The organism is Amycolatopsis sp. NBC_01488 (assembly GCF_036227105.1).
Lineage (GTDB): Bacteria > Actinomycetota > Actinomycetes > Mycobacteriales > Pseudonocardiaceae > Amycolatopsis.
The window spans coordinates 566,961-587,369 of the sequence record NZ_CP109434.1; the positions used below are offsets into that span (position 1 = coordinate 566,961).

At 70.4% G+C, this 20,409-nt stretch carries 18 protein-coding genes; 9 read left to right on the forward strand and 9 right to left on the reverse strand.

From position 1 onward, the window contains the following. Positions 1–34 precede the first annotated feature (34 nt). Genes OG738_RS02735 through OG738_RS02745 form a run of 3 tightly spaced genes read right to left on the reverse strand, consistent with a single transcriptional unit; the run spans position 35 to position 1,205 of the window. Positions 35–595 (reverse strand): putative T7SS-secreted protein, encoded by a 561-nt coding sequence (locus tag OG738_RS02735; RefSeq protein WP_329050933.1) that lies wholly within the window; start codon positions 593–595, stop codon positions 35–37. A gap of 11 nt (positions 596–606) precedes the next feature. Further along, the gene (locus OG738_RS02740; protein WP_329050934.1) at positions 607–918 is read right to left on the reverse strand and encodes a hypothetical protein; all 312 of its coding nucleotides are present in this window, start codon (positions 916–918) and stop codon (positions 607–609) included. Between the two features lie 23 nt (positions 919–941). Continuing rightward, positions 942–1,205: a hypothetical protein gene (locus tag OG738_RS02745; protein ID WP_329050935.1), complete on the reverse strand. Its 264-nt coding sequence runs from the start codon at positions 1,203–1,205 to the stop codon at positions 942–944. Positions 1,206–2,008: 803 nt separating this feature from the next. On the opposite strand from OG738_RS02745, the gene OG738_RS02750 reads away from it, so the two are divergent. Next, entirely contained in the window at positions 2,009–2,191 is a 183-nt protein-coding gene (locus tag OG738_RS02750) for a hypothetical protein (RefSeq protein ID WP_329050936.1), read from the forward strand. A 21-nt stretch (positions 2,192–2,212) separates the two neighbouring features. On the opposite strand, the gene glgP is transcribed toward OG738_RS02750, so the two are convergent. Next, positions 2,213–4,741 (reverse strand): alpha-glucan family phosphorylase, encoded by a 2,529-nt coding sequence (gene glgP, locus OG738_RS02755; RefSeq protein WP_329050938.1) that lies wholly within the window; start codon positions 4,739–4,741, stop codon positions 2,213–2,215. A gap of 226 nt (positions 4,742–4,967) precedes the next feature. Here glgP and OG738_RS02760 point away from each other — a divergent pair, with 226 nt between their 5' ends. Next, complete coding sequence (locus tag OG738_RS02760) at positions 4,968–6,392, forward strand: neutral zinc metallopeptidase (RefSeq protein ID WP_329050940.1); 1,425 nt, start codon at positions 4,968–4,970, stop codon at positions 6,390–6,392. Positions 6,393–6,459: 67 nt separating this feature from the next. On the opposite strand, the gene OG738_RS02765 is transcribed toward OG738_RS02760, so the two are convergent. Next, complete coding sequence (locus OG738_RS02765) at positions 6,460–7,440, reverse strand: tetratricopeptide repeat protein (protein ID WP_329050941.1); 981 nt, start codon at positions 7,438–7,440, stop codon at positions 6,460–6,462. Positions 7,441–7,532: 92 nt separating this feature from the next. On the opposite strand from OG738_RS02765, the gene OG738_RS02770 reads away from it, so the two are divergent. Continuing rightward, positions 7,533–7,940: a hypothetical protein gene (locus tag OG738_RS02770; RefSeq protein WP_329056527.1), complete on the forward strand. Its 408-nt coding sequence runs from the start codon at positions 7,533–7,535 to the stop codon at positions 7,938–7,940. Between the two features lie 53 nt (positions 7,941–7,993). On the opposite strand, the gene OG738_RS02775 is transcribed toward OG738_RS02770, so the two are convergent. Continuing rightward, positions 7,994–8,296 (reverse strand): thiamine-binding protein, encoded by a 303-nt coding sequence (locus OG738_RS02775; RefSeq protein ID WP_329050942.1) that lies wholly within the window; start codon positions 8,294–8,296, stop codon positions 7,994–7,996. Between the two features lie 77 nt (positions 8,297–8,373). On the opposite strand from OG738_RS02775, the gene OG738_RS02780 reads away from it, so the two are divergent. Then, complete coding sequence (locus OG738_RS02780; protein WP_329050943.1) at positions 8,374–8,874, forward strand: MarR family winged helix-turn-helix transcriptional regulator; 501 nt, start codon at positions 8,374–8,376, stop codon at positions 8,872–8,874. A 46-nt stretch (positions 8,875–8,920) separates the two neighbouring features. Here OG738_RS02780 and OG738_RS02785 read toward each other — a convergent pair whose 3' ends face one another. From OG738_RS02785 to OG738_RS02795, 3 genes are all read right to left on the reverse strand, one after another. Continuing rightward, positions 8,921–9,286 (reverse strand): DUF3817 domain-containing protein, encoded by a 366-nt coding sequence (locus tag OG738_RS02785; protein ID WP_329050945.1) that lies wholly within the window; start codon positions 9,284–9,286, stop codon positions 8,921–8,923. A 228-nt stretch (positions 9,287–9,514) separates the two neighbouring features. Beyond that, on the reverse strand, positions 9,515–11,902 hold the full coding sequence (locus tag OG738_RS02790; protein WP_329050946.1) for a GH92 family glycosyl hydrolase: 2,388 nt from the start codon (positions 11,900–11,902) through the stop codon (positions 9,515–9,517). Positions 11,903–11,985: 83 nt separating this feature from the next. Then, a complete protein-coding gene (locus OG738_RS02795) occupies positions 11,986–15,216 on the reverse strand; it encodes a GH92 family glycosyl hydrolase (RefSeq protein ID WP_442875858.1) in 3,231 nt (1,076 codons plus the stop codon). 309 nt (positions 15,217–15,525) lie between these two features. On the opposite strand from OG738_RS02795, the gene OG738_RS02800 reads away from it, so the two are divergent. From OG738_RS02800 to OG738_RS02820, 5 genes are read left to right on the forward strand one after another with little or no spacing between them, the layout of a single operon-like run. Continuing rightward, positions 15,526–16,509, forward strand: a complete 984-nt coding sequence (locus OG738_RS02800) for a LacI family DNA-binding transcriptional regulator (RefSeq protein WP_329050948.1) — start codon at positions 15,526–15,528, stop codon at positions 16,507–16,509. Further along, positions 16,506–17,543: a class I mannose-6-phosphate isomerase gene (locus tag OG738_RS02805; protein WP_329050949.1), complete on the forward strand. Its 1,038-nt coding sequence runs from the start codon at positions 16,506–16,508 to the stop codon at positions 17,541–17,543. Before OG738_RS02800 ends, OG738_RS02805 begins: the two co-directional genes overlap by 4 nt. Further along, positions 17,540–18,304 carry an ATP-binding cassette domain-containing protein gene (locus OG738_RS02810; RefSeq protein WP_329050951.1) on the forward strand — a complete coding sequence of 255 codons (765 nt, stop codon included), beginning with the start codon at positions 17,540–17,542 and terminating at the stop codon, positions 18,302–18,304. The genes OG738_RS02805 and OG738_RS02810 overlap by 4 nt, the downstream gene beginning before the upstream one ends. Beyond that, positions 18,301–19,353, forward strand: coding sequence for an ABC transporter permease (locus OG738_RS02815; protein WP_329050953.1), 1,053 nt, complete (start codon positions 18,301–18,303; stop codon positions 19,351–19,353). Before OG738_RS02810 ends, OG738_RS02815 begins: the two co-directional genes overlap by 4 nt. 32 nt (positions 19,354–19,385) lie before the next feature. Continuing rightward, entirely contained in the window at positions 19,386–20,381 is a 996-nt protein-coding gene (locus tag OG738_RS02820) for an ABC transporter substrate-binding protein (protein WP_329050955.1), read from the forward strand. Positions 20,382–20,409: the final 28 nt, after the last annotated feature.

Here is a 20,409-nt window from a genome sequence, read left to right on the forward strand (position 1 = left end):
CAGGTCAGTCCGGTTTTTCCGGAGCCGCTCCAGCTCAGGCCGGTCGCGCGAAGAACTCCAAAACGGCGTCCGAGAGGTCCTGCACGTACCGCGGGTCACCGAACTGCGGCACGGTCCCGTCCCGGTGCTCGGCCGCGGGCACGCGCGGCGGCGCCGCGACAGCCGATGGGGCGGGTGCGGTAGCCGTGACGAGCTCGGGCAGTGCCGTCCGGATCGCCTCGAACTCGCCGGTGGCCGCCCGCCACGCCGCTTCGAGGCGCTCGGCGGCCTCGACCCGTTGCTGCTCCAACCGGGCCAGGCCGTCGGACGCGGTTTCGTAACGCCGGTGCAGGGCCAGCTCGGCGAGGACCCGGACATAGTCCTCCGTGGCCCCCGCCGCCACTTCGTAAGCACCGGCACCCACGCGGCACTGCTGGGCAAGGCGGTCACGCAGTTCGCCATAGGCGTCCGCTGCCCGGCCGGCCCAGCCTTCGGGCGCCACCGACCGAAGGTCCGAGGCGAGGTCGTCGAGCATGGCCGCGATGTCGGCGAGCCGGACTGCTTCGTCCTGCAGCAGCTTGACGGTCCCCGGCGACCACGCCTGCTCCGTTGTCATGTCTCCCCCGCTCAGCTCGCCACGTGCGTGTCACGGGCGATCCGCTCCAGCCGGTCGCGGACCTCTTCCTGGTACTCCGCGTACCGGCGAGCCGAGGTCTCCAGCCGTCCGCCCAGCTCTCGGGCGTCGGCCAGGCAGGTCACGACCGCGGCGACCGACGCGCGCTGCAGGTCTTCGAGCGCCGCGGTCAGCAGCACGTCCCCGATGAGCTCGGGACGGGCCGAGTACCGCAGCGCCGCCCGACCGGCGGACTCCCTCGCCGCCGCGAGAAGCCGGCTCGCGGCGGTGCGCAGCAGTTCGGGGTCGGCTTCGAAGCCGTTCATTCGTGACAGGTCCTTTGTCGTCGTCAGCGGCGCACCGTGATCAGCCCGGCGAGCACGGAAGGCGGGAGAGCGAACGACTCCGCAGTCCCGGTACCCCGCCGCTCGCTCGGGTTGACGAGGATGCCGGCGGGCTCCGGCCGGACGAGGGCGGCGCCGACCAACTCGCGTCCTTTGCGGACGATCTCCGCGGGCCAGGGCGCCCCGGTCGCCGCACGGTAGCCGGCCAACCTGGCCGGGGAGTCGAAGACGCAGACCCAGGGTCCTCGTGCTCCGAGCGCGACGGTCACCGGATCGCCGTCCCGGCCGGCCGGCGCGCACCAGGAATTGACGGCGAACGAGCGAACGAAACAGTCGACGTCACTCCGCGGAGCAATGAGCGTGGCCGCCCCGATTTCGCCATGACCGGATTCCCCGGTCGGCACGCGCGGTTCGAACCGGCGTTGCGCCCGGCGGACTTCTTCCGCGTCCAAGCGCACGTGGGGCTCGGCCAGGCTCCTCGCCAGCGCTTTTTGGTATGGCACGAGCCTTCGGTCGCACGTCCGCGGCGACGGACCGGTACCGGACAGGGTTTTCAGCCGGTCCCCTTTGTTTCCGGCCAACGGCTGCGGGCCCGTGTTGTACGCGGTCCGGACGATCGTCCCCAGGCTCGACCGGCCGACCCGATCGAGCACGGCCTCGAGCCGCAGGAACACGATCGCGGCCACGCGCGACGGCGGATCATCCTCGGCGATGTGCCAGATGCGCCGAAGTTCCGGCCCCAGATCGCCGTGGAGGTCAAGGCGCCGGACTCCGTCCCCCTTCTGCAAGCCCGCGACCCTGACCCTCATTGGAGTGAACATCAGAAAGGACCGTTCCGGCTTTTGCGCACCGCGTGTTCGGTTCCGTGGACAGATTAGGTAAACCGCCTCACCTGCGGTTTTGCCAAATCATGGACAGCCTTCGGACGGGCGCAGATCGATTACACCGTGACGCGTTTTCTCGCCGCGACAAATCGTACGTCCGTTCGATGACATATTTTTGTCCGAAAGCGCTGATCAGAGGCCGGAATGGCGGCACGTGCCTACCGTGGTTTCGGGAGCCGGGAGAAACCATGGAGAACACGCTGATCGTCCTCGTCACCGCACTCGCCTTCCTGGCGGGCGGCCTGACCGCCACGATGGCCGCCACGTGGTGGTCCAGGCACCGGCACGACGAGGCACGCCGCGAACCACCGCGCGGGGATGCCTTGTGCCCGCGATCGAGCACCTGCTGCTGCACCGCGATTCACCGGTGAGGGACGGCCGTGCTGGCGGCGTCAGGCCAGGACGACGCGCGCCAGTTCCGCCGGCGCCGCCAGCAGGCCGTGCTTGGGCAGCACCCGGACCGTGTACCCGATCGACCCCGGGCGGGGCAGCTTCAGCCGGGCGGCGAACGCTCCGATGCCGTCGTCGGTCATCGGGACCGTGACCGCGTCGCGCAGCTCGTCGTCGTCGGCTACCTGGCCGACCACCGCCTGGATGTCCACTTCGGACGGATCCAGCCCGGCCAGGTCGATGCGCGCCCGGATCGTCACCTCCGTGCCGACGACCAGTGGCTCGGCCGCCTCGATCAGCAGCTCCGAGTCGAAGATCCGCAGCCGCGGCCACGACACCTCGAGCTTCGTGCGGTAGTCCGCCAGCGACAGCGCGCCGCGGTAGCCGTCGCCCGTCGCCGCCGCGACCATGCGGGACGCCGGGAGGTAGCCGTTGTCGACGTACTCGCGGACCATCCGGGACGCCTGGACGCGCGGGCCGAGCGTCTCCAGCGTGTGCCACACCATCGACAGCCAGCCGGTCGGGACGCCGTCGGCCGGACGGTCGTAGAACAGCGGCGCGATCTGCTGGCCGAGCAGCTCGTAGAGCGCCGCGGCCTCGAGGTCGTCACGGCGCAGGGGGTCGGTGACGCCGTCCGCGGTCGGGATCGCCCAGCCGTTGCTGCCGTCGTAGCACTCGTCCCACCAGCCGTCGCGGATGGAGAGGTTGAGCCCGCCGTTGAGCGCCGACTTCATCCCGGACGTCCCGCACGCCTCCAGCGGCCGCACCGGGTTGTTCAGCCAGACGTCGCAGCCGCGGTAGAGATACCGCGCCATCGACATGTCGTAGTCCGGCAGGAAGACGATCCGGTGCCGGACGTCCGCGCCGTCGACGAACCGGACGATCTGCTGGATCAGCTGCTTGCCGTTCTCGTCGGCGGGGTGCGACTTGCCCGCGACGACGACCTGGATCGGCCGCTCTTCGTGCAGCAGGAGCGTGCGCAGCCGGTCCGGGTCGCGCAGCATCAGCGTCAGCCGCTTGTACGTCGGGACGCGGCGGGCGAACCCGACGGTCAGCACGTCCGGGTCGAACACCGAGTCCACCCAGCCCAGCTCCAGCGGCGACGCGCCGCGCTGCAGCCACGCCGCGCGGACCCGGCGCCGGACCTCGTGCACCAGCTTCTCGCGCAGGTCGCGCCGCAGGCCCCACAGCTGCGCGTCGGAAACGCCGTCGCGCAGCGGTCCTTCGCCGACGTCGAGGCCCCATTCGCGGCCGAGCAGTGTGCTCAGCTCGCGGGCCACCCACGTCGGGCCGTGGACGCCGTTGGTCACCGACGAGATCGGCACCTCGTCGTGGTCGAACCCGGGCCACAGCCGGGAGAACATCTTGCGCGTGACACGCCCGTGCAGCTGCGAGACGCCGTTCGCGCGCTGCGCCAGCCGCAGGCCCATGTGGGCCATGTTGAACAGGCCGGGGTTGTCCTCGGCGCCGAGCGCGAGCACGCGCCGCGGGTCGACGTCCGGCACCAGGCGGCCGTCGGCGAAGTAGCGCTGCACCAGGTCCACCGGGAACCGGTCGATGCCCGCGCTGACCGGGGTGTGCGTGGTGAACAGCGTCCCGGCGCGGACCGCGGGCATGGCTTCGTCGAACGCGAGGCCGTCGGCCTGGACGATCTCGCGGGCGCGCTCCAGCCCCAGGAAGCCCGCGTGTCCCTCGTTCGTGTGGAACACCATCGGCTGCGGGTGGCCGGTGATCTCGCAGTACTTCCGGACCGCGCGGAACCCGCCGATGCCGGCCAGGATCTCCTGCCGCAGCCGGTGGTCGGCGTCGCCGCCGTAGAGCCGGTCGGTGACGCCGCGCAGGTCTTCGTCGTTGGCCTCGGTGTCGGTGTCGAGCAGCAGCAGCGGCACCCGCCCGACGCGGGCCTGCCAGATCTGCGCGCACAGCTCGCGCCCGCCCGGCATCGCGACGCCGATCAGCACCGGCCGTCCGCCGACGGTCAGCAGCTCCAGGGGGAACGCGTTCGGGTCGATGACCGGGTAGTGCTCGACCTGCCAGCCGTCCAGCGACAGCGACTGCCGGAAGTAGCCGTTGCGGTAGAGCAGCCCGACGCCGACCATCGGCACGCCCAGGTCGGACGCGGCCTTGAGGTGGTCGCCGGCCAGCACGCCGAGGCCGCCGGAGTAGTTCGGCAGCGCTTCGGTGACGCCGAACTCCATCGAGAAGTAGGCGACCGCGGGCGGCAGGTCCGCGTCGTCACGCTGCTGGTACCAGCGCGGCTCCGACAGGTAGTTCTCCAGGTCCGCGGCGGCATCCCGGGCACGGGCGAGGAAGTCGTCGTCGACGGCCAGCTCGTCGAGGCGCGACGGCGGCAGCGCGGTGAGCATCCGCAGCGGATCGCGCACCGCGTTGAACAGCTCGGCGTCCATCGACGCGAACAGGTCCCGCGTCGGCGGATGCCACGTCCAGCGCAGGTTGGTGGCCAGCGCACCCAGGCCGGACAGCGACTCGGGCAGGCTGGCGCGGACGGTGAACCGGCGGACTGCACGCATGGGAAGCGACGATATCGGGCCGCGGCCCGCGATGCGCAGGGAGTGAGGCTTGTTCTGGTCAGGCCGCCGCGCCCCGCCCGCACACCGCCGATCAGCGCGAAAGTCATGCGGCGGCCGACGGCTGAACAAGTCTCATCAGTTCGGGGATAACCTGCACGCCCCGCGGATGCCCTGGGTAGGGTCCTGCGCGTCGGGTACCGGGTGGGCACGAGAGCGAGTGAACAGCATGATCCCAGGGGGAGGACGGCGTGCGCTGGTGGCGCTGCTCGCCGTCGCGGCGGTCGCCGTGAGCGGGTGCGGCGGCAAGAGCGGCGGGCCGGTCCAGGACACCGGCGCCGGGTCCGTCGCCGGGCTGCCGGTGACGCACTTCGAGAGCGGCCTCAAGCCCGGCGCGCCGACGCCGAACGTCGACGTGAAGAACGCCGACGGCGGCGAGGACGACAAGCTCGCCACCGCCGCGATCGACGACGTCCAGACCTACTGGGCCGAGCGCCTGCCCGCCGACTTCGGGCAGCAGTTCGAGCCGGTGAAGTCGCTCCTGTCCTACGACTCGCGCAGCGACTCCGAGCAGACCGGCTGCGGCAGCGTGAAGAAGCTCATGAACGCGTTCTACTGCTCGGTCGACGACTCGGTGGCGTGGGACCGCGGCGTGCTGCTGCCGATGCTGCGCCAGCGGTTCGGGCCGATGTCCGTGGTCGTCGTGCTGGCGCACGAGTTCGGCCACGCCGTGCAGTACCGGCTCGGCGACAAGGCCAACCTGACCAAGGGCACCCCGACCGTCGTGAAGGAGCAGCAGGCCGACTGCTTCGCCGGCGGCTACTTCCGCTGGGTCGCCGAGGACAAGAGCAAGTACTACCGCGTGTCGACGTCCGAAGGCCTGAACCAGGTCATGGCGGCCATGTTCCTGATCCGCGACCAGGCGGGCACCAGCGGCACCGACCGCGGTGCGCACGGCACGGCGTTCGACCGCACCTTCGCGTTCCAGACCGGGTTCGAGAAGGGCCCGAAGGAATGCGCGGCGATGAACACCGAGAACGTCAAGGCCCGGCTCACCGAGCGCCCGTTCGACCCGGGTGACAAGGGCAAGGGCGACGCGAAGTTCACTGGCCAGGCCGTCGAGCTGCTGAAGAAGAGTCTCGACGAGGCCTTCAAGGGCGCCGGGGTCGCCGCGCCGGAGATCGCCGACGGCGGCAGCTGCCACACCACACCGCCCGCGTCGTACTGCCCGGCCGACAACACGGTGAGCATCGACCTGGCGAAGCTGTCGCAGCTGGCCCAGCCGATCGACCGCGACGCCGAGATGAAGGGCGACGACCCGGGCGGCATGGGCGACTTCGCGGCCTTCGCCGAGGTCGCTTCGCGGTACGCGATGGGCATCCAGAAGGGCGTCGGCGCCTCGATCGACAACGCGAACGCGGGCCTGCGCACGGCGTGCCTGGTGGGCGCGTGGGCGGCGTTCACGAACCGCCCGGGCACCCTGCGGCTTTCGGCGGGCGACCTCGACGAGGCGATCGCGGACCTGCTGCAGCCGGAGAGCCTGGTCTCGGCGGACGTCAACGGGAAGCGCCCGGACAGCGGTTTCGACCGCGTCGAGTCCCTGCGGCGCGGGTACCTCGAGGGCTCCGCGGTCTGCTCGAAGCAGTACGCCTAGCCGAATGTCATGAAGGGCACCTTCACGGCTCCAAGAGCCAGGAGGGTGCCCTTCATGACATCTCGGGTCAGAAGAGGGCGGAAGCCAGGTCGCGACGGGCCTTCATGACGCGGTCGTCGGCCGGGTCGAAGAGGTCGAACAGGGCCACCAGGTGCTCGCGGACCTTGTTGCGGTCGTCGCCCGCGGTGCGGCGGACCGTGTCGATCAGGCGCTTGAAGCCCGCCTCCACGTTGTTCTCCGCGATCTCCAGGTCGGCCGCGTCCAGCTGAGCCGCCAGGTCGGACGGGTCCGCGTCCGCCTTCGCGCGGGCCTCCGGGTCGGCGCGCTCCGCGCGGGCGGTGAACTTGACCTGGGCCAGGGCGTTCTTCGCCAGCTCGTTGGCCGGTTCGACGTCGAGGACGCGCTCGTACGCGGCCTGCGCGGCGGCGAAGTCGCCCCGCTCGAAGGCCTCCTCCGCCTCGGTGAAGCGCGGGTCCTCGGGCTCCTCGACGGGACCGCCGCCGTTGGCCTCGGCCTCGGCGATCGCCGGGAGCTTGTCGCGCAGGGCGTCGAGCAGTGCGTTGATCCACTTGCGGATCTCGGGCTCGGGCAGCGCGCCGGAGAAGGCGTCGACCGGCTGGCCGCCGGCGATGGCCACGATCGTCGGGATGGACTGCGCGCCGAACAGCTGCGCGATGCGCGGGTTCGCGTCGACGTCGACCTTCGCGACGACCCACGCGCCGCCGGACTCGCCGGCCAGCCGCTCCAGCACCGGCGACAGCTGCTTGCACGGGCCGCACCACTCGGCCCACAGGTCGACGATCACCAGCTGGCGCAGGGACCGCTCCACGACCTCGGCCTGGAAGGTGGCCTCGGTGACGTCGATCACGGCTTCGGACGAACCGGGGGCCGACGGCGGCGGGGCGTCGCCACCGGCCGGGCCGGCGGACGGGGCCGGCTGCCTCTGCGCCGATTCGGCGCGGGCCTTGAGCGCGGACAGGTCGACCGCGCCGGAGAGGGCGGCGGACAGGGCCGCTGACTTCGCTGCAGATCCGCGTGGTTGGGTCACGCTTCCATCCTGGCACGCGCGCCGGAGCGTTTCACCGGGTGCCCGGTCCGTCCGCTTGGCAGGACGGCGCCGCTTGGGGCAGGCTCGGCCGGGTGCACATCCGGCGTGACGTGAAGGTGGGCCTGTCGATCGTGGCCGCCGTCGCCTGGATCGGCGCCGTGGCGCTGCTCATCGGGCACGAGCCGGACCCGGGCGCCGCCTCGCCCGGCGAACTGCGCGACCGGCTCGCGGCGGCGCTGTCCGCGCACGACTCGGACGCCTTCGCCGGCCTCATCGACTACCCGGGCTCCGGCGGCGGCGACTTCGCGAAGGACTACGCCGCGGTGCTGGCCGACCACGGCGTCCACGACGTGCACGTCGAGCTGGGCCCGGACGCGGCGGCCCCGGCCCGCGCGACGGTGACGGGCGCGCTCGGCGACGGCAGGCCGTTCAGCTACGCGCTGAACGTGACGTCCGAAGACGGCCGCTGGACGGTCGCCTTCACCCCACCTCTCCCCTGACCCGGTCGTGAGTGAGAAACAGGGTTAGAACGCTGTTTCTCACTCACGACCGGTCAGGCGTCGCGGAGGTGGGCTTCGATCCGGTCCACCTTGGCCTCGAGCTGGCCTTCGAAGCCGGGGCGGATGTCGGCCTTCAGGACCAGGCCGACGCGCGCCGAGCCCTCCCCCGCGGCCTCGACCGCCCGCTTCACGACGTCCATCACTTCGTCCCACTCGCCCTCGATGTTCGTGAACATCGCGTTGGTCGAGTTGGGCAGCCCGGAGTCGCGGACCACCTTCACCGCGCGGGCGACGGCCTCGCTCACCCCGCCGTCGGGCTCCCCGCCGGACGGGCTCACGCTGAACGCGACGATCATGTCGGAAGTCCCTTCTTCGGTGTTCTTTCCGCCGGTCGTGCGACACCCGCCGGTACCCGCTGGTAACTTCGCGTGTCATGAACCGTCCGCTGCCGTTCGACCCGATCGCCCGTGCGGCACAGCTCTGGGAGGACCGGATCGGGCCCTCCGGCACCATGGCCGCGGTGACCGGCGTGATGCGGGTCCAGCAGATCATCCAGTCCGCGGTGGACGGCGCGCTCAAGCCGCACGGCCTGACCTTCGCCCGGTACGAAGCGCTGGTGCTGCTCACCTTCGCCCGCAGCGCCAGCCTGCCGATGCGGGTGATGGGCGAGCGGCTCCAGCTGCACCCCACCAGTGTCACCAACATAGTCGACCGGCTGGAGCGCGACGGGCTCGTCAAGCGCGTCCCGCACCCGACCGACCGGCGCACGACGCTCGTCGAGATCACCGACGAGGGCCGCAAGCGCCGGGAGAGCGCGACGGCGGCCGTGACGGAGATCGACTTCGGGCTCTCCGGGCTCACCGACCGGCAGACCGAGCAGCTGACCGACCTGCTGACGAAGGTGCGCCGCGCGGCAGGCGACTTCACCGAATGACGAAAAGGGCCCGCACCGGAGTGCGGGCCCTTCTCACGTGCTGGGATCAGGCGGCGACGGGTTCCTTCACCTGGAACAGGCCGACCCCGCCGTGGGACAGCCGCTGCGGGCCGTCGAGCTTGCCGTTGCGCAGCGCCCACTTCTCGAACAGCCACGTGAACAGCGGCGGGACGCTGGCGAGCAGGGCCAGGACCAGCGTCTTCGGACGCCAGCCGAGCGGCTTCGCGACGGACAGGGAGACGACCACGTAGAGGACGAAGATCACGCCGTGCACCATGCCGATGACGGGCACGCCGCCCTCACCGGAGGAGTGCACGACGTACTTGAGGAACATCCCGACAAGCAGCGCCGCCCAGGACAGGGCTTCGGCGACTGCGGCCACGCGGAAAACTAGAGCGGCCTTGCTGGACACTTCTTCCTCCTGTGGGGTCTCACCACGTTGGTCGTGACATCGACTGCGCTCATGAAAAAGCCGTCCGACGCACCGTCCAAGGCGGACTGCCTGTGGACGTCAACGGCGCTGTCGGACGTGCTGATACCAGTGTGAGGCGTGACGGCCCTCACCGGAACACCGGGTCCCGTGACGATGCTCACGGCCGTGGTCCACTGTGGTCTGAACCACGGCCGTGAGCGCCGGTGTCTACTCCGCGCAGGGCGAAGCCGGCGCGGAGGACGGTGACGTCCCCCACGTGGCCGTCGCCGCGTCGGCGGTCAGGCGGAAGTCGAGCGTCGTGCCACGCTTCAGCTGGTCCACGTTGACGTACACGCGATCACTCGGCTTGGAGCCGACCTCGATGCCCGACACGTACTGCAGCTTCGAGCCGTCCGCGCCCGGCGCCTTGATCGTGATGTCGCGCCCGTTCTCCAGGTGCAGCACGGACTTCGCGAACCGCGGCGCGTTCAGCACGAAGTTCCCAGTCCCTGGGACGGCGGGATAGAGACCAAGAGCGCTGAAGACGTACCAAGCGGACATCGTGCCGAGGTCGTCGTTGCCGGTGACGCCGTTGGGCGCGTTGGTGAACAGCGTGTGCGCCGCCCGCACGACCGTCGACGTCTTCGCCGGCTGTCCGGTGAGCGCGTACATCCACGGCGAGTGCAGGTCCGGCTCGTTGTTCGGGTTGTAGCGGAACTGGTCGTAGTAGTCGTACGGGCCGACGACCCAGTTCTCGCGGACCGCCGTCGCCGGGTCCTTCACCAACTCGTCATAGGCGAAGAAGTCGTCGAGGCGCTTCCCGGTGGCCGCCGGGCCGCCCATCCGCTGCACCAGGCCGGGGACGTCCTGCTGGACCAGCCACTGGTACTGCCAGGCCGTGCCCTCGTGGAAGCCGTCCTGGCTCTGCGGGCTGTACGGCTTGTCGGCGGGGGTGAACCAGGCGCCGCCGAGGACCTTCGGCCGGAAGAATCCGTCGAAGCCGCGGTCCGTCTGCGTGGAATCCCACAGCGTCCGGTAGGTCCGGCCCTTCTCCTTCAGCGCGGCGGCGTCGTCCTTCTTGCCGAGCGCGGCCGCCATGACCGACAGCGAACAGTCACCGAGCGCGTACTCCAGGGTGGCCGAAGCGCCGTGGTTCGGGTCGGTGTCCTGGCCCTTCTTCGGGAAGTCCGGGTCGTACTGGACGAACCCGTCCCGCTGGTAGCTCGCGTTGCCGGAGCGGCCCTGGAACGGCGACGACGCGGGCGGGATCTCCCGCGAGTTCTGCAGCAGCGCCCGGTAGGCGTGCGCCTCTTCGCCCGACAGCGCGCCGAACCGCCAGAGGTCGACCAGGAACGGCGTGACCGGGTCGCCGGTCATCGTGTTCGTCTCCTGGCTCGCGTACGCCCACCGCGGCAGCCAGCCGCCCTGGTCGTGGATGGCGAGGATGCTCTTGGCGATGTCCTTCGCCCGGCTGGGCCGCAGCAGCGCCAGGAGCTGGTTCTGCGACCGGTAGGTGTCCCACAGCGAGAAGAAGTCGTAGTAGGTCCAGCCGATCGCGCGGTGGATCTTCTTGTCGAAGCCGTAGTAGCGGCCGTCGGCGTCGTTGGCCGTCAGCGGCTGCAGCAGCGCGTGGTAGAGCGAGGTGTAGAACACCGTGCGGTCGTCGGTCGAGCCGCCCTTGATGTCCACAGTGGACAGCTCGCGGCGCCAGGTGCGCTGCACCGCGTCCTTGGCCGCGTCGAACGACCGGATCTTCTCCGACGCCAGGTTGCCGCGCGCGCCGGCCGCGTCCACCTGGGAGATCGCGGTGGTCGCGGTGACCTGCCCGCCGCCGGCGAAGGTCAGCCACGCGCCGCGGAGGCCGGCCGCGCCGCTCGACTCGCGGGATCCGGGGGTGCCGCCGGTCGGCGACCACGTCCCGAACGCCTTGAACGGCTTGTCGAACTTCGTCGTGAAGTACGTCGTGTAGGCCTTGCCGCCGCAGAACGCCTGCGACTCCACGGTTCCCTCGACGGTCCGGTCGTCGACGACGCGGATGCTGCTGCCCGTCACCGGTTCCTTGTCGTTGGCCTGCCCGACGTTGACGAAGACGTTGGCGTCCCCGGGCTTCGCGAACGTGTAGCGCTCGGCACCGGCACGGGTCGCTGCGGTCGTCTCGACGTCGACACCGCCGTAGCCGGTCAGGTGGACCTGGTAGTAGCCGGGCTTGCCGACCTCGCCGTCGTGGGTGAACGGCGCCGCGTACTGCTTCTGGTCAAAAGTGGCCGCCTTGGTCGTGTCGAACGCCTTGCCGGGGCCGATCTCGCCGGTGGTCGGCAGCGTCGAGACCAGGCCGCCCTGCTCCCAGCAGCCCGCGCCGGACAGGAAGAAGTGCCCGAAGCCGCGGATGGCCGTGTCGGTGTAGCGGTAGCCGGCGTAGTGCGAGGTGATCGGGCTGACCTGCGTCATCCCGAACGGCGCCGAGGCGCCCGGGAAGGTGTTGCCCTCGTCCTGCGTGCCGATGAACGTGGTGACGGCGTCGAGGGCGTCCCCGCCGGACGCTTCCGCGACCACGGGACTCACCCCCGTCGCCACCACGGCGAGCGTCAAGGCGCCCGCCAGGACCTTGCTCTTCACTGAGCTTCCTCCGTGGGTCAAAAGCCATGAGGGGCACCTTTCTGGACGTTATGTCCAGGAAGGTGCCCCTCATGGCAGAACGACTACGAACCGATGCCGATCGCGAACACGTGGAGCGCGCCGCCGCTGACGTTCGACGGCAGCGTCACGCTGGCCACCGTCTTGCCTGCGTCGAGCGTGATCGGGTTGGTCCCGAACACCATCGTGCGGATCTGCTGCGGGTCGCCGCCCGCAGCGTTGCGGTACGGCGTCGACAGGACGATCCGGTTGCCGAACGCCGGCTGCGCGCCGCCGCCACCGAGGGTCCAGTCGGAGAACCCGATGGTGGCCGTGGACTTGCTGCCGTCGGTGTAGGTGACGGTCAGCGTGCCGGACGCGTTGCCGTTGGACGCCGAGCCGAGCAGCGCGAGCCGTCCCGAGCCCGTGACGTTCACCGTCTGGCCCGACGCGATCACGTTGTCCGGGTCGCCCGCCGGGAACGCCGGCCAGGTGAACTTCAGCCCGTCACTGGTGACCGTGCTACCCGGGGTGGCGCCGGCCGCGGCCAGCGCGTCGGCCGAGTAGCTCCAGCCGCCGCCGTCGAAGTTCGCCGCGCCGGAGTTCGCGTCCGGGGAGATGCCGGCGTTGTTCACCGTGGCCAGCCAGCTGTTCGGCTGGGCCACGAGCACCGTCAGCACCGCCTGCGTGCTCGCCACGCCCGGCGACGAGAACGTCACCGGGATGCGGCGGGCGCCGTCGGCCAGCCCGGCCGGGACGCTCACCGTCAGGTCGGCCTTCGCCTTGCCACCGGCCGGAACCGCGATGCTGCCCGACGCCGGGCTCAGCGTGATCCCGTCGACGCTGCCGGCGCTGTAGGTCCAGGTCCGGGCGGTGCCGGAGAGGTCCTGGACGCCGACCGACGCCTGCGACGTCGACCCCGCGGGCGTCACCGCGCGCGCCGGATCCACAAAGGACAGACTGGGCTTCTCCTGCTCGCGGAACGACGGCGGCGCGTCGGCCGCGGCGCTGCCCCACGCGGTCGCCGTGGCGGACCGCGTGTAGTCGAGCGTGCCGCCGCTGGAGATCAGCGCCTCCGGCAGCCACGCCTTCGAAGCCGCGCCGCCGTTGACCTTCAGGCTGCCCACGTAGTCGCCGGTGCCCGGCGCGTTGATCGTGATCTTCTTGCCAGCGCCGGTGGTGAGCACGGCGTGCTCGAAGCGCGGGGTGACGAGCAGCGTCTCGGCGCGGCCCGGGATCTCCGGGTAGACGCCGAGCGCCGACCAGACGTACCAGGCCGACATCTGGCCGAGGTCGTCGTTGCCGATCAGGCCCTCGGGACGCGGGTTGTACAGCTCGTCCATCGAGCGGTGCACGATCGCCTGGGTCTTGGCCGGGGCGCCCGCGTAGGAGTAGACGTAGGGCGCGTTGGAGTTCGGCTCGTTGCCCATGAACGCGTACGGGAGCTGCGTGCCCGCGTTCAGCTGGGTGAAGAAGGTGTCCAGCCGGGACTGCGTCGCGGTGTTCCCGCCGAACGCCGTCACGACGCCGCCGAGGTCGTAGGGCACCATCCACTCGTACTGCGCGCCGTTGCCCTCGACCCAGCCCTGCGAGCTGGCGGGGTCGTAGGTGCCGGAGAACGAGCCGTCCGCGTTGCGCGGCTGCAGATGCCCGGTACCCGGGTTGTAGAGGTTCTGCCAGTTCTGCGCGCGCTTCATGAACGTCGTGTACGTCGCGCTGTCGCCGAGCCGCTTCGCGAACTCGGCGATGGAGAAGTCGGCGCTGGTGTACTCGAGCGTGTCCGCGCCGGCGCCCGGCACGTAGCCCAGCTTCTGGTAGTCCTCGAGGCCCGGCCGCTCGGTGTAGCCCTGCGTCGGCTGGGTCGCGCCCTTGATCATGAGCAGCAACGCCTTCTGGGCGTCGAAGTCACGAGCCCCGAACGCGTACGCGCTGGACACGATGATGTGGTACGGGTCGCCGTTCATGACGCCGGTGTAGTCGTTGGCCACCGTCCAGCGGTCCCACGACCCACCCTGCTCGGCGTAGGCCATCATCGACCGGACGATGTCCGAGGTCTCCTTCGGGTCGATCGTCGCCAGGAGCGGGGCCTCCGACCGGTAGATGTCCCAGCCGGAGAAGTTGGTGTACATCGCGTGGCCCTTGTCGGCCGTGTGGACCCGGCCGTCGAAGCCGATGTACTGCCCGTTGGCGTCGGAGAACACGTTCGGCTGGATCAGCGAGTGGTACAGCGACGTGTAGAACGTCGTCAGGTCGGCGTCGGAGCCACCGGTGACGGCGATCTTGCCGAGCTGGTCGTTCCACGACTTGCGCGCGGCCGCGGCCACCTTGTCGAACGACTTGCCGGTGTTCTCGGCCTTCAGGTTGGCCTTCGCGCCGTCGACGGACACGAAGGACAGTCCGACCTGGACGTTCACCTGCGCGCCGTTGAGGTTGGCGAAGGTGACGTACCCGCCGCTGCCCGGGCCGGACACGGTGGTGTCCTGCTGCTTGGCCTTGGCCGGGCGCGCGATCGACGCGTTGACGCCGTTGGGTTGCGCGACCTTCGACTTCGCCCCACCGGTCTCGGCGGCCTTGTTCGGCGTCACGGCCCCGTTCTTCCAGGTGCCGATGGACGCGAACGGCGTGTCGAACTTCGCCGAGAAGTAGACGCGGTAGCTGTTCTGGGCGCCGCAGAAGCGGCCGCTCGTGGCCCAGCCGCTGATGGTGTCCTTGCCGATGGTGATCGACGCGTCGTCCGTGCCGTTGACCGAGCCCGAGGTGTTGACCAGCAGCGTCGAGGACGCGCCGGCCGGGTAGGTCAGCCGCGCCGAGCCGGTGCGCTGGGTCGCGCTCAGCTCGACCTTCGCCCCGCTGTCGAGGGTGACGTCGTAGGCGCCTGCGGTCGCGTGTTCGTTCGCGTGCGAGAACTTCGACGTGTAGTGCCCCGGGTCGGTCGCCGGAGACGACGAGACCTCACCGACATAAGGGATGAACGGGATGTCCTCGTAGGTCGAGCAGCCCGCGCCGGAAAGGTGCGTCAGGCTGAACCCGGTCAGGGCGTTGTCGTCGTAGAAGTACCCGCCGGGCTGGGACTTCACGGTGTCGGGACTCCACTGGACCATGCCGAACGGCACGACCGCACCCGGGAACGTGTTGCCGGCACCGCCCCCGGTGCCGTGGTCGGCGCCGCCGGGACGGGTGCCGACGAAGGGGTTGACCCACTTCGCGAAATCCGTGGCCGGGGCCGCCGCGGCGGGGACAGCGGGAGCCACCGCTGCGGTCACCGCCAATGTCAGGAAAGCTAAACCGGCTCTGAAGCGCACACGCGCCATTGCCATCGCCTCTCCACCTCATCAGCGCGACCCGGAAACGGTGCAATGACAACCTTGTCGCGCGGTCGGTCGAACCGGGCCACCTTGGGCAGCGGCTCACCAGGCAGTCAAGAGTCCCGTCAAGACCTGTCCACTTCCGGACAGCATGATCAGCCGTCTGTCCTACGACGTCGGTAGCCGAATCGGCACAATCCGCGCCCAGACCGTTGACAACCGACGTGAGATTGGCGTTCAATCCCGGTCACTATGACAACGTTGTCTCCTCCGGGCCGGGACTCCGGCGGCGCACCGCGCACCGCGAGCAGGCGGGCCACGATGAGCGACGTGGCCCGGCTCGCCGGCGTGAGCATCAAGACCGTCTCGCGCGTGGTCAACGACGAACCCGCGGTGCACCCGGACACCGCCGAGCGGGTCATGGCGGCCATCGAGCAGCTCGGGTTCCGGCGCAACCTGGGCGCCCGCAACCTGCGCCGCGGGTCGACGACCGGCACCATCGGGCTGATCGTCGAGGACGTCGGCAACCCCTTCTACTCCGAGCTGAACCGCGCGGTCGAGCGCATCGCGACGTCGTTCGGGCGCCAGGTGCTGACCGGCTCGTCCGAGGAGAACTCCGACCGCGAGCGCGAGCTCGTGCTGGAGTTCTGCGCGCGGCGAGTGGACGGCATCCTCGTCGTCCCGGCCGGCCTGCAGCACGGCTACCTGGTGCCGGAGATGCGCGCGGGCACGCCGGTGGTGTTCATCGACCGGCCGGCCGGCGACATCGTGGCCGACACCGTGCTGGTCGACAACCTCGGCGGCACCATCGAGGCGGTCACGCACCTGGCGAAGCACGGCCACCGCCGGATCGCGTTCCTCGGCGACAGCCCGGACATCTTCACCGCGGCCGAGCGCCTGCGCGGGTTCCGCGAGGGCTGCGTCCGCAACGGCATCTCCTACGACGAGTCCCTGGTCGCCATGCGGACGCCGACGCAGGAGGGCATCGGCGACGCGGTGAAGCGGCTGCTGCACGGCCCGGACGCGGCCACCGCCGTGATCGCGGGCAACAACCGGGTCGCCGTGCACCTGCTGCGCGCGCTGGCCCACGCCGAGTACCGCCCGGCGATGGTCGGCTTCGACGACTTCGAGCTGGCGGACCTGCTCGACCCGCCGGTCACCGTCGTCGCGCACGACGTGAGCGCGCTCGGCCACGCCGCGGCCGAGCTGCTCTTCGCGCGCGTCCAAGGAGATCAGTCCCCGCCCAGAAAGGTCGTCCTGCCCGTGCAACTCGTCGCCCGCGGTTCCGGTGAGGTCGCCCCGTGACCCTCGAACCCATCCGGCTCCCGGCCAACCAGCCGCCGCAGTTCTACCGCGGGGGCGACGCCATCGCGGCGCTGCGCGGAGCCTCGCCGGACAAGAAGTTCGGCCCGGAGGACTGGGTCGCCTCGGCGACCACCATGTTCGGCCAGGACACCAACGGCCTGACCCGCCTGCCCGACGGCGGCTGGCTGCGCGACGCCGTCGTCGCGAACCCGAACGGCTGGCTCGGCGCCAAGCACGTCGAGGCGCTCGGCACGTCGACCGGGCTGCTGGTCAAGCTGCTCGACGCGGGCCAGCGGCTGCCCGTGCACTTCCACCCGGACGACTCGTTCGCCAAGCAGCACTTCGACTCGCACTTCGGCAAGACCGAGGCGTGGATCGTGGTCGGCACCTACGGCGACGACCCGCGCGTCTACCCGGGCTTCAAGGAGACGCTGTCGAAGGCGACGGTGTCCGAGTGGACGCGGGAGCAGGACGTGCCGTCGATGCTGGGCGCGCTGAACAGCGTCCCGGTGACCGCGGGCGACACCGTGTACATCCCGGCCGGGCTGCCGCACGCGATCGGCGAGGGCGTGTTCGTCGTCGAACTGCAGCAGCCGACGGACTTCTCGCTGACCATCGAGTGGCGCGACTTCCTCGCGTCGCCGGAGAAGGGCCACCTCGGCCTCGGCTTCGACACCGCGATCGAAGCGCTGGACACCTCCGGGTGGGACACCGAGCGGCTGGACACCATCATCAAGCGCACCGCGGGCGAGCGTGCGTCCACTGTGGACCTGCTGGCCGGCGGATCGGAGCGGTTCTTCCGAGCCGAGCAGCTGCGCACGGACAACCTGACAACGTTGTCACTCGACCCGTCGTTCGCGGTGCTCGTCGTCCTCGACGGCGAAGGCTGCCTGCGCACCGAGCACGGCGGCGAGCACGCGCTGGCGAAGGGCGACACCTACGTCGTGCCGTTCGACGCCGGCCAGACCGAGCTGTCCGGCACGGCGACGGTGATCCGCTGCCGTCCGCCGGCGCCGGAGGAGAGGCACGGATGAGCGAAATCCTGCTGGAAGCGATCGACCTGACGAAGCACTACGGGTCGGTCGAAGCCCTGCGCGGTGCGGCTTTCCAGGCCCGCGCGGGCGAGGTGACGGCGCTGATCGGCGACAACGGCGCCGGCAAGTCCACGCTGGTCAAGTGCCTCTCCGGCGCGGAGCAGCCGACGTCGGGGAAGATCCTCCTCGACGGCGACGAGGTGCACTTCGACTCCCCCACCACGGCCCGGCGCCTGGGCATCGAGACCGTGTACCAGGACCTGGCCGTCGCCCCCGAACTGGATCCGGCCGCGAACCTGTTCCTGGGCCGGGAAATCCACCGCAAGGGCATCCTCGGCAAGCTCGGCATGCTCGACAAGGCCGAGATGCGGCGCCGGGCCGTCGAAGAGTTCCAGCGCCTCGGCGTGACGCTGCAGAGCACCGACGTCCCGATCGGCTCCCTGTCCGGCGGGCAGCGCCAGAGCGTCGCCGTCGCGCGTTCGGTCGTCTGGGCGTCGAAAGTCGTGTTCATGGACGAGCCGACCGCGGCGCTCGGGGTCGTGCAGCGCGAGCGCGTGCTCGACGTCATCAAGAAGGTGCGCGACAAGGGCATCGCCGTCGTGCTGATCAGCCACAACATGCCCGAGGTGCTGTCGGTCGCCGACCGCGTCGAGGTGCTGCGGCTCGGCAAGCGCGTCGCCCGGTTCACCGGCCCGGACACGAAGCTCGAAGACCTCGTCGCCGCGATGACCGGCGCCCTCGTGCAGGAGGAGGCGGCATGAGCGTCTCGACGCCCGAGCAGAAGGACATCCAGGAAGCGCCGGACGCTGCGTTCGGCAAGCGGCCGCTGGGCAAGCGCCTGGTCGAGGCCAACACGTTCTGGATCGGGCTGGTCCTGGTCGCCCTGGTCATCCTGTTCAGCGTGATCGCGCCGGACAGCTTCCCGACGCTGTTCACCTTCCAGACCCTGTTCATCGAGTCCTCGGTCCTGCTGATCCTTTCGGTCGGCATGACGTTCGTGATCATCACCGCGGGCATCGACCTCTCGGTCGGCTCGGTGCTGATCCTCGCGGGCATGGCCGGCGGCAAGACGATGGAGGCGATGTCCGGCGGCGACGCGTCGAAGGCCGGCTGGGGCGTGATCGTCGTCGGGCTCGTGGTCGCGGTGGTCACCGGCACGATCTGGGGCCTGATCAACGGCGCCCTCGTCGCGCTGGCGAAGCTTCCGCCGCTGATCGTCACGCTCGGCACGATGGGGGCCGCGCTGGCCACCGCCTACCTGTTCAACGGCGGTTCGGACCTGCGCACCGTGCCGGCCGTGCTCACCCAGACGCTGGGCTACGGCACTTCGTTCGGCGTGGTGCCGAACCTGGTGATCGTGGCGATCGTGATCACCGTCATCGGCGCCTGGTTGCTGCGGACGACGAAGTTCGGCCGGTACACCTTCGCCGTCGGCTCGAACGCCGAAGGCGCGCGCCGGGTGGGTATCGGCGTCACCGCCCACCTGCTGAAGGTGTACACGCTCACCGGCTTCCTGGCCGGGCTCGCCGGCTTCCTTTCGCTGGCCTACTACAACTCGACGACCATCTCCGGGCACACCACCGACAACCTCAACGCCATCACCGCGGTCGTGATGGGCGGCACCAGCCTCTTCGGTGGTGTCGGCACGATCCTGGGCACGGTGATCGGGGTGTTCATCCCCGCCGTGCTGCGCAAGGGCTTCACCATCATCCACGTCCAGGACTTCTGGCAGCTGTTCATCGTCAGCTGGGTCCTGATCGCCGCGGTCTGGTTCGACCAGCGCCGCCGCCGTCGCCGCAACTCCCGCTGAGTTCCCCCCGAGTACAAAGAGGTGCTTGTGTCATGAACCTTTCCCAGACTCTCCTGGCCGTCGGCGCACTGGCGTCGGCCGCCGCCCTGCTCACCGCGTGCAGCTCCGGCACGGTCGGGCAGACCGGGTCCGGTACCTCCGCCCAGCCGGTGGGCGGCAAGAAGCTGGCGCTGATCCCGGGTGTGCAGGCCGAGCCGTTCTACATCTCGCTGCAGTGCGGCGCGCAAGCCGAGGCGAAGAAGCTCGGCTACGAGCTGACCACGCAGGCGCCGCAGAAGTTCGACGCTCCCCTGCAGACCCAGCTGGTCAACGCCCTCGGCTCCAACCCGCCGGCGGCGCTGCTCATCGCGCCGACCGACGACACGGCGATGCTCGCGCCGATCCAGCAGGTGAAGTCGCGCGGCTCGAAGATCGTCGAAGTCGACACCGCGCTCAAGGACACGAGCGTGGCGGTGTCGTCGGTCTCGTCGGACAACGCCGCGGGCGGGAAGCTCGCCGCCCAGACGATGGCGAAGCTCGCGAACGGCAAGTCCGGCTCGGTGCTGGTGCTCGACACGATCGCCGGCACGTCCACGACGGCCGCGCGCGCCAAGGGCTTCGAGGACGAGCTGAAGAACACGCCGAACCTGAAGTCGGCCGGCATCCAGTTCACGCAGAACGAGCCGGAGCAGGCCGCGGCCAAGGTGACGGCGGCGCTGTCCTCGACCCCGGACCTCATCGGCGTCTTCGCGACCAACCTCAACACCGGTGAAGGCGCGGCGACCGGCCTGCGCAACAGCGGCAAGGTCGGCACGGTCAACCTGATCGGCTTCGACGCCAGCCCGGCCGAGGTCGAAGGCCTCAAGAACGGTCAGTACCAGGCCCTGATCGCGCAGGACCCGGCGTCGATCGGCACCCAGGGCGTCGACCAGGCCGTGGCCGCGATCGAAGGCAAGCCGGTGACGCGGAACCTGACCGCGCAGCTGCACTCCATCACCAAGGCGGACATGGACGCCAACTCGCAGTATTTCTACAAGCAGTCCTGCTGACCCGTCCGTCAGAGCCCTGCGGGGAGTG

What these genes read in the sequence shown, in the direction of transcription:
- OG738_RS02750 (WP_329050936.1), top strand. Translation starts at nt 2,009, where the DNA reads ATGGAGAACACGCTGATCGTCCTCGTCACCGCACTCGCCTTCCTGGCG.
- OG738_RS02795 (WP_442875858.1), bottom strand. Translation starts at nt 15,216, where the DNA reads ATGGCAATGGCGCGTGTGCGCTTCAGAGCCGGTTTAGCTTTCCTGACA.
- OG738_RS02815 (WP_329050953.1), top strand. Translation starts at nt 18,301, where the DNA reads ATGAGCGTCTCGACGCCCGAGCAGAAGGACATCCAGGAAGCGCCGGAC.
- OG738_RS02775 (WP_329050942.1), bottom strand. Translation starts at nt 8,296, where the DNA reads ATGATCGTCGCGTTCAGCGTGAGCCCGTCCGGCGGGGAGCCCGACGGC.
- glgP (WP_329050938.1), bottom strand. Translation starts at nt 4,741, where the DNA reads ATGCGTGCAGTCCGCCGGTTCACCGTCCGCGCCAGCCTGCCCGAGTCG.
- OG738_RS02780 (WP_329050943.1), top strand. Translation starts at nt 8,374, where the DNA reads ATGAACCGTCCGCTGCCGTTCGACCCGATCGCCCGTGCGGCACAGCTC.
- OG738_RS02800 (WP_329050948.1), top strand. Translation starts at nt 15,526, where the DNA reads ATGAGCGACGTGGCCCGGCTCGCCGGCGTGAGCATCAAGACCGTCTCG.
- OG738_RS02820 (WP_329050955.1), top strand. Translation starts at nt 19,386, where the DNA reads ATGAACCTTTCCCAGACTCTCCTGGCCGTCGGCGCACTGGCGTCGGCC.
- OG738_RS02740 (WP_329050934.1), bottom strand. Translation starts at nt 918, where the DNA reads ATGAACGGCTTCGAAGCCGACCCCGAACTGCTGCGCACCGCCGCGAGC.
- OG738_RS02810 (WP_329050951.1), top strand. Translation starts at nt 17,540, where the DNA reads ATGAGCGAAATCCTGCTGGAAGCGATCGACCTGACGAAGCACTACGGG.
- OG738_RS02760 (WP_329050940.1), top strand. Translation starts at nt 4,968, where the DNA reads ATGATCCCAGGGGGAGGACGGCGTGCGCTGGTGGCGCTGCTCGCCGTC.
- OG738_RS02735 (WP_329050933.1), bottom strand. Translation starts at nt 595, where the DNA reads ATGACAACGGAGCAGGCGTGGTCGCCGGGGACCGTCAAGCTGCTGCAG.